Origin of the sequence: Segatella hominis (assembly GCF_004535825.1) — a bacterium.
Taxonomy (GTDB): domain Bacteria; phylum Bacteroidota; class Bacteroidia; order Bacteroidales; family Bacteroidaceae; genus Prevotella; species Prevotella hominis.
The window spans coordinates 15,357-27,940 of the sequence record NZ_SGVY01000049.1; the positions used below are offsets into that span (position 1 = coordinate 15,357).

Sequence of the window (12,584 nt, forward strand, 5' to 3'; positions counted from 1 at the left end):
AATATTTATCATAATCATCCTTATGTGTACATGTATTCCAGCCCAAGCTTGAAACGAAGAACTTGTCATGGCTGATGCCAATGATAGCTCCAATCGGTACAAATGGAATGGTGCAGGTATCATATATTTGCTATATATTTCCCAAGTAAATAAATTTCATCCCTTCTTCCAATGCAACCCTTTTTGCCAAATATATGGTTTCTTTTGGCGTTGGAGAAGCATCCTGCATCTTATAAAGAGGGAAGAACCTGCTGAAATGTAGTGGATTCTGGGCAAAGCCATTCGAGACGAGCCAGCGGCACATCTTCCTGATCATCTTCTCACTATCATTGACACCTGGAATCAAGAGATTGGTTATCTCCAGATGAACATCAGACTTCTGCATGGCTAGCAAGGTATCAAGTACTGGTTTTAGATGTCCACCACATTGATGCATATACATCGTATCGGAGAAAGCCTTGATGTCTATGTTAGCGGCATCTATATAAGGAAGGAGTTCCTGCAAGGGCTCTGGATTGATGTAACCTGCCGAGACGAGAATATTCCATAGCCCATACTCATGTGATACCTTCGCTATGTCATGGATATACTCATAATAGGTAAGAGGCTCTGTATAGGTAAATGCGATTCCTGGCAGATGATGCTGCATGGCGATGTCAACAATTTCATGGGGTGATAGCTCATAAAAATTCACATCAGAGGGCAGCGCTTGCGAAATGTCATAGTTCTGACAGTTAAGACACCGAAAGTTACACCCCGTACATGACAAGGACAGGCATCGGGTGCCGGGATGAAACTCATTGAGAGGCTTCTTCTCGACAGGGTCATCTGCCAAGGCACATGGCTTGCCATAAACAATGGAATACAATTTGCCCTTGAAATTCCATCGGCTTCCACATATCCCATGCTTTCCATCCGGGATGACGCAACGATGGGGGCAAAGCTCGCATCTTACCTTCAGGCTTTTGCCTCCATCTTTGCCCTCCTCTATCTTCGTATAATATCTACATTCCTTCATGTTTCCTAACCTTTTGTTTTATCATACGATTTTGAATTCTTTGGATGTTTAAAATCAGAATATGATTGCCTCGTAGGTATAAAGTTCGGCAGTTCTCCAGCCTTCCCAGCCAATGCCAGCTTTATCTTGCGCACAATGTCCGAGAAATTCCTCCTTAGTCCAAGACACCTCATCGGCAACTTGTGGCAAGAAGGTTCCTGCACGATTGCCCTTACGCATATAAATGCCTTGTTTGCCCAGTTGGAATTTGTCGATGGAATGGATGCGCTTCATCGGGGTAAGCACGGAAATCTCTATGTCGATGTCTGGAAGCTCGGTTATATTGACTGCTGGAAATCTTGGGTCTTCAAAGGCTGCAGCCTTCGCCATTTGGCAGACCGTCTTATAGAGTGGCATATCCTCTCCGAAATGTCCGATGCAACCTCTCAGCCTGCCGTGCTTATGCAGAGATACAAAAGTTCCACATAGGGTCTTTAGTTTTTCCGACAGATGGCTGGGAAATTGATAACTCCTACCCTCCAAGGTCATCCTGATGGCATCGTAAGCTATCTCCTTGAGCATCTTTTTGTCTTCGTCACTTAGTGAAAAGTTTGCCTCGTCTTTTTCTCTTGATTCAACCGGCTTTACTTCATCTCTTGTAAAGATAAATGAATGATACCCCACTACCCTATCCTTTCCTCCGTAGGGCGAATCACCCGAATTGCGGTACATGATGTGATGTGGATGGATGTTGGCATCATTTTCTGTCATCATCAGGAGTGTGGCAATAGCCGCTTCTCCACAAGCACTTGTGGCAAGACTGTTGATGTTCAATTCCTGGTTGTGCAAGATGGCTTTTACAAATGCTTCCGCCTTGCCCGTCATGATGGCATCCTTAGTAAGTCCATCCACCCTTTTGGCATCAAGATAAGCTGGATAATGTGAGAAATCACTACTGATGACAAACAGATTTCTTTCGTTCATATATGGCTGGAGGACACGGGCTATCTCTTGAAGTATGCTCAACTTTTGCGTGGCAATGATGATTGGAACGATGGGAACTACCTTCTTGAAGTGATACTGCAAGAAAGGAAGCTCCACTTCCAGACAGTGCTCGCTGTCGTGTGCCTTATTATTATAGGTAAAAGCATCGCTCTGTTCCAACAGAGATTTGCAGAGTGCAGTATCCACCGGGACATTACCAAGTGGCGTTGCATATTCTGTCGCTTCAATATTCACCGAAGCTTTGTCAAGATAAACATGATGACTAGGTCCCAACAAGAAAATGTGTTCATATTGCGCGTCTGGTTGGATGCAGGCAAAAGCAGATGCAGTGGTTACGCCAGAGAAGACATAACCGGCATGTGGGACAATGATAGCTTGCACAGGTTTCAAGGGTGAAGCCTTGCATTGCAGAAAACACTCCTTCAAGTCATGGCGAAGTTCCCGGGTATCGCCTGCATAAAATTGTCCTGCTACGGCAGGTTTACGTATCTTTGCTTCCATCATCATACACATGGCTAATAAAACGACTAAAACAATTTTTCTCATATCTAAAAGCGTGAGAAGAATGGCAACTTTCCATCCTTTTGGCAAAGATACAAAATAATATGATAGAATGTACAAATCCAGCTAAAAAAATGCAAAAATGTCAGCAATGATTAAATTATTTCTGGGTCCACTTAAAAAATGGGCATATTCTGACTTCATGCAAGAAACTGCCAAACCAACAAGGCGTGCATGGGTTAGAATAAGGGAAGCTCACATGGAAAGCCTGATTAATGGTGTTGATTGGATAGAGAAAAGAGCCAGGGAAATGCCTTTCTCTTCCTACGTGTTGTGCTCCAAGAGCAAATATGACGAGCAAGGAAATTCACGACCATCATTTCTCAATGAGAAAGTAGGCCGGGAAAAGGAACTCGACGAACTGTACCCACCAAAGGTATATTCGGAAGAGGCTTTCAAAAGCTGGGAAGGCAGGTACAAGTCACTGTTCTCATCTGCTTATTCTGGAGGGAAAATGATCATTTCATACAATCCTTCGTACTTTCAGGAGAAAACATTGTTATCACACAATCCAGGCATAGTAATTCCTTTTTCAATATAACAATTTAAAATATAACGTATATGGAGAATAACAAAAAAACATTTTGGATTTTTTCTTTGATGGCGACATCATCATTGCTGGACCACAAGGATATACGAATATCAGCAAAGTTCTGGAGACAGAGGAGTATAAGTTCATAACAAATGACAATGAAGGTGATTTGAAAGATTTCTTCATGCATGTTTTGCTAGAATCATCTATTAGGGATGGCAACACTATCAACATGGTACTTCGTGTACCTTATGGTAAGCGAGACATACAAGAAGAACTGCGTGAACTGATTCAAGCCCAGGAAATATTTGGTTCAGACAAATGCACCTGGGCTGTCATCGATGACATATACAATCTGACTAGGATACAAGTTGGAATATTGGTATACAGAATAACAGAGTAGTTGATATCCATGCAATAACATATAAAGGTTTTATGTATGGAAAAGGAGAAGGCAAAGAAGGATGTCTTAGGGGAAGGACTTCCTATTTATGATTGTATCAATTTTGCCTGTATCTCTTTTCCGTCGGAATAATCTAAAAAGTTACCCAAATATTTTTTCTCCGAATCGGGAGATTACCATACTGCCTCTCTACGCTTTGTCACTATTAAGAAACCATTAATATAATACCACTATTGCCACGCTACAAGATAGCCATCTGATATCCTGCTATTTAAGTGTGGCAATAAGGGTATTTTCTATTACCACTTAATATTGTAGAGCCAGAAATACAGATATATATTATCACATTCCTGGCAATGATGGAATTTTAGAGACGCTGATGACTTCCTCACATAACATGAAATAATACTTGAAACATCAAATATTTAGAAAATATTTAATAGAATTTCCTGCCCATACCCAAAAGTCTACCTTCTGAATCACTCTTATACAGAACTTAGTTGGTAGTCTTCTGGGGTATTACTCCATTAATAAAAAACATATCCTTGTGCACTTTTTCCTATTTTTAAAGGGACAAATTCAGAATCCAAACCATAAAATTAATTAACAACGATAAATTATTTATCCAAAATGAAGCTACTTAATTTAATTTTTGTATTTTTGCGACCAACTATACAATTAACAATACAATATATGAACGAATTTATTTTTTCGATAAATAGCATCTTCAAAGGACATGAAGATATAGGTAAGAGCCCCAAATATTATATAGGCCCTTATCAAAGAGGCTATAAATGGAATTCAAGTTCACGTTATGACCAAGTTCCTCAACTTATTTTTGATACCTACGAGGCTTTCTTGGAAAAAGCTGAGAGTTACTACCTCCAATATATTACTGTCAAATATGATAGACATAACAATTGGATGGAAGTAATTGATGGTCAACAACGATTGACAACATTGTCTCTTTTATTCTATTTAATAGGTATTCATCAACTTGAAAATATAGCAGAAGCTAAGGTCATCTATTCTCGTTATAAAAATGGAAACGTGTTTAATAAAGTTGTAGATTATATTCAAGACAGCACAACTGAAAATGATGAAGATCTCCTTGAACAAGACTTTTATTATCTTGCTAAAGCAGCTCGCTGCATAAAACACTTTTTGGATCTCCTACAGAATAAGAATAAATTAAAGGATTATATAGACTACATGCGCGATCATGTCATGATTATACTTAACAAAGAGAACGAGTTTAGTTCACCAGAAGAAACCTTTTTGAACTTAAATGATAATAAGGTTCCTTTAACCAATAACTATTTGATTAAAGGGCTCTTGTTAACATTAGCTGTCCGTAGACATAGTGTTAACAATTTAACTTACTCTTATGAAGAAATCCTCAATCAAAGAAATATCATGGGAAGAGAATGGGATGAAATATATTCCTGGATTAGCTTTCCGAATATATCAAACTTCTTTTTCCCAAATGATGATGATGGTATGGAAAAGCTACTTGAGTATGCTTTAGATACAACTAGAGAATTTACTGTGCCTACCCCAAAAGATAATATACTTGAAGAATTTGCAAAAATACTTCAAGAACTTCCACACAAGAGTTTACAGGAGAATAATCTTCAACTTTTCAATAAATACAACGAAAGAATTAAAAATGCCGATGCAGCTTTCCTCATATTGAAAAGAATTAAACATATTTATCTCAAGTTACGGGGTATTTTCAATAATCCAAAGCTCTACAATTTATTGGGATATGTCATGTTTTGCAAGAAAACGACTCAAGAACTTCAAAATTTCAATATATCTGATATTCTAGACAAATCAGACATGCTAATCTCTAAAGATTTGAAACAGTTGACACTTCAGGCAATACCAGTACTTGATGATGCGAATAATAATAAAGACAATACAGGAAGATATCCAAATTTACGCTATAGCCCTAAAAATGATGGGTTGACTAATTTATTGCTCTCTTTTAGCGTCTTTCCTGAAGTTTCGGATACAAACTATCGATTCGATTTTTGTGCGTATGCTCAAGAGGAATGGTCTTTTGAACATATTTCACCACAACATCCAAAATCAGATATTGCGATAGATAAAACGGCAAAAGAAAATGTAATTCGTAAAATTAAAGAACAGATTAATTTAGATGATGAAAAGAAAGAAGAATTAATTAAACATGTGAATAATGATGAGAAAATCAAATCTTCTGATATTGATTTCTTATATGGTAACGATATTGATCTACATTCTCTCGGTAATATGGCATTATTAACAGGCGGTGCTAATAGTGCATTAAGCAACAACCCTTATATTGCAAAGAGAGGGATATTGTTTGCAAAACATAATGGCGGCTATTTTATTCCTCGTCATACGATGGATGTGTTTAATAAGGTTTTGAATACACCAACTGATAAGCCTTTTACACCAGATTTGCTTATGTGGAACAATGATGACATCAAAGCCCATATAGCTTGGATGGAAAAAAGAAATATTAGCATTAGAGAAAATTTACGCATATGAAAACAGGCAGATATAACATCAAGCAACTTCTTACTAACCCAGAAGTTGAACAAATAATTATTCCAGAAATCCAAAGAGATTATGTCTGGAAGAAACAAAACGTTTTAGGTCTATTAAAATCTATCTGTGATCACTATACACAGAAAAAGGCCCTCTCACTGGACATAAAATGCAATGGAAAAGAATTGCCAGAAAATATACACAATTATCTTACAGATGAGTATTTACGCATACGTTTTAATACCCATGTAGGGTTTATTTATGCATACCATGACCCAACATATTCTGGCAAGCTCTTCTTAATAGATGGGCAACAACGCATAACAACAATATCATTATTGTTGTTAGCAGTTTATTGTAAGGATTCTGACCAGGACAGTAAAGATGCTTACAGAAAAGAATATTTCAAAAATAGTCTTCCAAAATTGGACTATAAAGTTCGAGAAACTGCACATGATTTTATAGTATCTTTCATTGATTTTGCTTTAAGTCATGAAAATACAAATTTCAAACAGAGTTCTGAGTATTATGATATATATTCAAAGGATGTAACTGCAAATTCTATCCTTGAAAATTATCAAACTATCCTAAAATTTATAGAGGATAATCAGATCCTTGAAAATAGAAAAAACTTCCTTGATTATTTGGAGAACTATATAGAGTTCAATTACTTTGATACAAATCTTAGTGAACAGGGTGAGCGTCTATATTTATATATGAATAGTCGCGGCGAAGAACTTTCTGAGCAAGAAAATGTTAAGGCTCTTTTAATCGAAAAGAGCAGCCAAAAATTAGCAGATAGTGAATTGTGGGAAAATTGGCAAAATTTCTTTTGGGCCAAACGAGGACAAAACCCAAATGCCGACAAGGGATTTGAGTCTTTTCTTGTTATGTCCGCAATCATTCATCTTTGTACTCAAACTGAAAAGAGTTCTTCTGATAAGGAAAAATATATTAAAAGCTTAATAGAGTCAAATTTTATAAGAACTTATATTGAAGATAGTAGCTCTTTTGACATAAGTTGGTTAAAATCAATATTTCAAGCTATAGAAAAATTAGCTTCTAGAAATGGAATCTCAGACGGATATTTGAGGGCAGGATGGATAGAGAACATCAAGTATATGATAGACTATGTGACCATCTTGGGTTGCACTTATTATCTCATGTTGTATCCTGACGCAATCGAATTAGAAGTCAAACGAATTGGAATGCATTTAAAAAATATCTGCTTCTATTCAAATAATAGCAAAAATCCAATAAATGCTATTATCGTTTCGCTTGAATCTCTGAAAAAAATGGGAGATTCCAAAGTACGAGATATTGCTGACTGTAAACTACCAGAAATATCTATTAATTTTATTAGTGATTCAGATAAGGAAATCGCCCAATTATATAAGCAAAATCAACGCATCGATTGGGAGAAAGTTTTTTGGAATGTCATTAACTATAATGAAAACCATTTCAACTCCTTCATTCAAGGTAATTTAAGCATACTTCTTCATTTATGCGTTAAAGAACTATCGCCTAATGAATTAGAAAATACGTTTAAATTATTTGTGGATAGAATTTACCAAATAGAAAAAGATGATGACTGGACCAAAAAGAATGAATTACGAAGAAAACTGTTGGAATACGGAGACTATAGTCTACCTGATGGTGGTGGAAGTGCATCTTTGGCTCCTTGGATGGAGCGATGGAATTTCATTGAGGATGGTGACGATTGGATGAGTTTATTTACTGCGTGGAAAAATCAAGATACAGAAAATAAATTTAATATACTCAAAAAATACGTCAACAATGAGCCTACAGATTTTACTAACAAGCATGACTGGATATCGTTTTTACGTAATCCCAAATATGAATGCTTTGGATTTATGAAACAAAGAAAATTTCTTTGGTGGGAAGGTGAAAATGGTCTATCTCCACATGTTATCCTTCTTAGCGGTCACCAGGCATCTGAATTTTCTTCAAGAGAATTAGCTATACAGATATTGGATAAGCTATTAAAACCTGCTCATTGGATTTGGAATTATAACACGTGTGTTATTGACTTTAAATTACATGACAATTCTTATGTCACGATAAAACCTGATGACATGAAATATTATCTTGACATAGTTTATCATTGGTCTGAAGAAAAGCCTTTTTGGGGGCTGCGACTAGGGCACAGAACAGATGAGTTAGGGATAGATATTTTAAATAAACTCAATAGCAATACAAAATATAAATGGTCTTGTAGTGAAGAAGAAAACAATAAAAGAAAATTTATTGTTGAACGCTTTTACGAAAACAATAAGGGCGATACAGATGAGACTGCAGCACAGGAAATTCAATCAAAAGTTGAAAAACTATTGGAAGAAATATGTACTACCCTTGGATAAATATAGGTGATATCTCTGAAAAAGTTCAGGAATTCGCCAATTAATTAAATATCGCACCACCTGTCTCAGGCAGTGCGATACTACATCATACAAATAATGTTTATTGACAAATCTTTACCGTATAGAAACACTTATATATTTATGAGAGATTAATTTCCTTTGAAAGCCATGCGACATTCACGAGCCACATGGCTTTACTATAAGTTGGGGGCATAACTTTTAAATAATAGCATTATGAATATAGAGATTAAGAACATCTTAGCAAGCTGGGAATCATCCTTACCCCGCTACGGTAAAATTGACAACTGGAACTTCTCGGAGAACTTGTCTCTCCTTGGTAGATACCTGAGAGCAAATAAGGATGAGAACAAAAATATCCATTATCTCATCAAGTACATCAGGGATACTGTCATCACTAAAGACTTCAACACCGAAAACATATTGAATGCCATACATAAAGTGATGAAGCTGGAGGAAGAAAACACAAAATCCACATCCATATGCTTCCTCGTCAAGAGAAATAAAGGCAGAGTTGTCCTCAATGGCCAAGAGGTGCGCTTCAAGTCAGAAACCCAAAAGCTGTTCACCGAAAAGTTGAAGTTCAAAAATGGAGAATTGCTCCGCAATTTCGACATTGAAACAGAAAGTTGTTCTGATTCAAGAAAAGTACGCCGAATCGTAGAAAAGCGAATGAGTCAAGCTTACCACAAGATGAACAGACACGAGGAAGGATATAAAACGACCAATAACGAAAGATATTGGATGAAAAGAGCTACAGCTTTCCAACTTCACAACATTGGTCAAAAAGAAAAGGTAAGAAATGTAACCAGAGGACTGTCAATCCACTGGAAAAAGCAATACGACCCACTTACCCATGAAATCGTGTTCAAAAAGAAAATGGCGTATCGGAATGAGGCTGCTGCCTTAAAAGCCATCGAAGAATGGAAAAGAAAATATCCCAAGCAAAGAAGGGAAATGGCAGCATACCAATGTTCCGATTGCGGGAAATGGCACATCGGGCACAAAGCGAACCTGCTCGCTCATCCAATGCTTAATGCAATGATTCCCCATCTTCAAGAATGCTGTTAAACCATCAAAATAGAACCACGGGAAGAATCTTGTAGAAGAGAAAAAGTAGAAGGATTACCGATGAAGGAGGGGGAACAATTCATGTCTATAGCGAGGTTGAGCAGTTATGATTTACAGAAGGTAATTGAAACCATTACAATAGCGGCGATAGCTGCAAATACGAACTTTTTCATAATCTTATCGTTTTTAATTGTGAATATTTATTTAAATTACTGTCTTTGTGGATTCATTGGCGAACCACTAATGATATTCACAATCAGCATGCCAAAAGAAGATAAAAACACAATATCTGCTGATTATCAGACAGATAGACGATATATGCCAAAAATAGGTATTGTGGAAACAGGGGAAATCGTGTGGAAATATTCCACAAAAAACTGGAGAATTGCTTAAAAAGGTGATGCATCCATGAATGCTATCTATAGCTATAATGCTTCCGTTTTTATATTTGACTGAGCCCACTTTAAAAAGTAAGGCCTGTTTAAAGTGGGCTCAGTTAATTTACTGATTGATAATACCACTATCGTTTAATCCTTACAATGCTTACGTGAGTAATACTGAATGCAATCTGAAGCCTTGAACACAATCTTATCACGGGCTGCAATCGTAATCTTCTCCTTAGTGGCAGGATTAATACCCTGACGCTCTGCTACATGCTTGATAGAGAATCTACCGAAGTCAGGAATAGCGATTTCTCCATCACCTTCCACCATATTGTCCGCCATTAAACCTATCATGGTATCAAAATACCTGGCTGCATCAGTCTTTGTGATACCAGCTTTCTCAGCAAATGCTGCAATAATCTTTGTTCTATTCATCTTATGTAACTCTATTAAATTTATGATGCAAATATACTCCTTTTCTGTCAAATAAGAAAATATAATTTCAAAAACATCTACATAATCCCTTAAAATTGGGATAATCTGACATATGCAATGAAAAATCTTTTTATCTTTGGGGGCGCAAAGTTAATTAAAATTTTCGTAAAAAACAAAAGAAACCTTCCTTTTTAAAGTTATATTTTGAATATCTATCTATCTTTTTTACTACATAGATACATAAAATAGTTGAGAATCAAAAGATACAAGGTTAAACAACTATAAAGGGGCAAAAGAAAAAAATGACACCAATACAAAAAAAGCCCTCGATACCAGGTACCGAGGGCAAGCCTATCTGTCACGTCCAGTCTCAGTGAAGAGGCAAACACGAACTTAATCGCACATAACAACGATAGGCTTCCGCTGAGGACGTCCAGCCTCAATGAAGAGACTAACACTAACTTAATAGCACATAACAACAGCGGTTATTCTTTTTGCCTCATGTACAAAACGTTCAGCATCTTCTCACCTGTCAGCCGGGTATATTTCCAGATCGTAGCCTCGTTTCTAGGCATATCTCTCACCCAAGGCATCAGCACTAGAGGCATGACCAAAGACAATCACCATATTTTCTGACTGTTGATTTTGAAGATAGAAGTCACACTTCTCTTTCAGCAGCTCATAATCGCTGAATCGCAACACTATTCTTTGCCACGAGGAAGTGGGCAAAGTAACAACACAAAGTGTTCTTGCCAACACCGCCCTTCAGATTTGAAAATACAACGATTGTTACAATAATTATCATATTTTTGTATTGCAAATATACAATACAATCTTGTAAATAACAACATCAACTTTTTAAATTTAACTAAGTTTATGCTTTTAGCCAACTTTGTTAACTTAGAAAAGTTAACAAACATGCAAACATACATACAAAAAATATCTTGCAAGTGATATTTTCCTTGTTGTGAAAGTACGTATTTTTTATAAGTTATTGAGAATGAGATAGGTTTTTATCTCATAAAAAGAAGAGGTTACGAATTAGAAATAAACAGAATGTATCATCCTGCTGTGATTTGCATAACCATCCAAAGAACTCTTTCGGTTGCAAAGATACGATATTTAATCGGGGATAAAGAATGTTTTAAGATTTTTTATCACCGATTTTTTGCTTGAATAAATCTGTTTTTATTAAATCATATTCTTCTCTATTCTTTGCTATTTCCATTTCAATCCATTCAAACTTATGTGGCAAGGATTCCTGTTTTTTGAATGTTCTGTTTGCTTTGCATATTCTCATCCTTTCGCCGCTTCTTTCACGAGAAGAATATGCACAACGCCTATGCCGAGGCATCGGCCAGAAAGACCCGCTTTACAGGAAATGGTAGCCTGCTTACCGAGAAATATCTCAGAGAGTGGAACGATCCGCGCATGGGAATCAGAGCTGCATGGTATGTAAACTGGGACAAGCAATCGCTGCTTTCGCTGAAACGCAACATCAGTCACATCAACCTGCTCATGGGCGAATGCTGTTCATCAATCTGAAAACCGGAGCACTCAGTACTAAGGTAGTTTTTTGCACTGAAAATTTCTTTTGAGATGACAAAAATATCTTTTGTTGGTAAGAGGCGACCTTAACCGCATATTTTTCACTAATCGCAGGCATAAAAGTCACTTTTGTGTTTACCGAAACTAAAATTTAGACTTGTAAAAAGCAGTTAAATACAAATAATCTGCTGTGTATCAACAAGATAATCGCTATGATTATAGATTAGCAATTTAGACCTTATTTCTGGTCGTATTTCTCGGAAAATTTGTATTTTTGCAGGCAAAAAACATAAAAGAATTAAGTCATGAAAAATTTTTATATTCACATCAGTTCATTGATTATTGTGGTTTTGGTGTTTATGTCATCTTGCCAACACAAGCCTAATACCACGATAGCACAAGCATTGCTACTGGCAGGAGAACACCCGGATAGTGCCCTCGCACTCCTGAACAACATGCAGTTCAGTAAACTGGGCAAGTCTGAACAGGCAAAGTACGCTGTTGTGTACACAATGGCACAAGATAAGTCGGGGTTGGATGTGGACGAAGATTCGCTAATTCGCATTGGATACAACTGGTATGAAAAGCATCCAGAAGATTCCCTTTATGCAAAATGCCAATACTATATGGGCAAATACTATATGCTAAATGATAGCACGGAGTTTGCCATCCGTTGTCTAGATCGCTCATATAAAGCGTCAGAAAAGATAGA

At 36.7% G+C, this 12,584-nt stretch carries 11 protein-coding genes and 1 pseudogene; 8 read left to right on the forward strand and 4 right to left on the reverse strand.

All coding sequences use genetic code 11. The annotated features are described in order from the left end of the window. Positions 1–130: 130 nt before the first annotated feature. Together amrS and amrB are read right to left on the reverse strand one after the other, a co-directional pair. Entirely contained in the window at positions 131–1,018 is an 888-nt protein-coding gene (amrS, locus tag EXN75_RS13995) for an AmmeMemoRadiSam system radical SAM enzyme (protein WP_134844270.1), read from the reverse strand. A 54-nt stretch (positions 1,019–1,072) separates the two neighbouring features. Next, a complete protein-coding gene (gene amrB / locus EXN75_RS14000) occupies positions 1,073–2,548 on the reverse strand; it encodes an AmmeMemoRadiSam system protein B (protein WP_246031413.1) in 1,476 nt (491 codons plus the stop codon). Positions 2,549–2,645: 97 nt separating this feature from the next. Here amrB and EXN75_RS14005 point away from each other — a divergent pair, with 97 nt between their 5' ends. From EXN75_RS14005 to EXN75_RS14030, 6 genes are all read left to right on the forward strand, one after another. After that, positions 2,646–3,104 (forward strand): hypothetical protein, encoded by a 459-nt coding sequence (locus EXN75_RS14005; RefSeq protein ID WP_134844271.1) that lies wholly within the window; start codon positions 2,646–2,648, stop codon positions 3,102–3,104. 43 nt (positions 3,105–3,147) lie between these two features. Further along, positions 3,148–3,498 (forward strand): hypothetical protein, encoded by a 351-nt coding sequence (locus tag EXN75_RS14010; RefSeq protein WP_134844272.1) that lies wholly within the window; start codon positions 3,148–3,150, stop codon positions 3,496–3,498. 693 nt (positions 3,499–4,191) lie between these two features. Continuing rightward, positions 4,192–6,036 carry a DUF262 domain-containing protein gene (locus EXN75_RS14015; protein WP_167639531.1) on the forward strand — a complete coding sequence of 615 codons (1,845 nt, stop codon included), beginning with the start codon at positions 4,192–4,194 and terminating at the stop codon, positions 6,034–6,036. Continuing rightward, positions 6,033–8,417 carry a DUF262 domain-containing protein gene (locus tag EXN75_RS14020; RefSeq protein ID WP_134844274.1) on the forward strand — a complete coding sequence of 795 codons (2,385 nt, stop codon included), beginning with the start codon at positions 6,033–6,035 and terminating at the stop codon, positions 8,415–8,417. The genes EXN75_RS14015 and EXN75_RS14020 overlap by 4 nt, the downstream gene beginning before the upstream one ends. Positions 8,418–8,651: 234 nt before the next feature. Then, on the forward strand, positions 8,652–9,506 hold the full coding sequence (locus EXN75_RS14025; protein WP_134844275.1) for a hypothetical protein: 855 nt from the start codon (positions 8,652–8,654) through the stop codon (positions 9,504–9,506). A gap of 60 nt (positions 9,507–9,566) precedes the next feature. Then, positions 9,567–9,899: a hypothetical protein gene (locus tag EXN75_RS14030; RefSeq protein ID WP_134844276.1), complete on the forward strand. Its 333-nt coding sequence runs from the start codon at positions 9,567–9,569 to the stop codon at positions 9,897–9,899. Positions 9,900–10,033: 134 nt separating this feature from the next. Here the strand turns inward: EXN75_RS14030 and EXN75_RS14035 are convergent, their stop codons facing one another. Both EXN75_RS14035 and EXN75_RS17840 read right to left on the reverse strand, forming a co-directional pair. Then, positions 10,034–10,324 carry an HU family DNA-binding protein gene (locus tag EXN75_RS14035; protein ID WP_134844277.1) on the reverse strand — a complete coding sequence of 97 codons (291 nt, stop codon included), beginning with the start codon at positions 10,322–10,324 and terminating at the stop codon, positions 10,034–10,036. Between the two features lie 1,144 nt (positions 10,325–11,468). Then, entirely contained in the window at positions 11,469–11,624 is a 156-nt protein-coding gene (locus EXN75_RS17840) for a hypothetical protein (protein ID WP_167639530.1), read from the reverse strand. A gap of 29 nt (positions 11,625–11,653) precedes the next feature. On the opposite strand from EXN75_RS17840, the gene EXN75_RS14040 reads away from it, so the two are divergent. Both EXN75_RS14040 and EXN75_RS14045 read left to right on the forward strand, forming a co-directional pair. Beyond that, on the forward strand, positions 11,654–11,869 hold the full coding sequence (locus EXN75_RS14040) for a hypothetical protein (RefSeq protein ID WP_238405813.1): 216 nt from the start codon (positions 11,654–11,656) through the stop codon (positions 11,867–11,869). Between the two features lie 362 nt (positions 11,870–12,231). After that, positions 12,232–12,584 (forward strand): annotated as a pseudogene (locus tag EXN75_RS14045) (hypothetical protein); the annotation flags it as partial.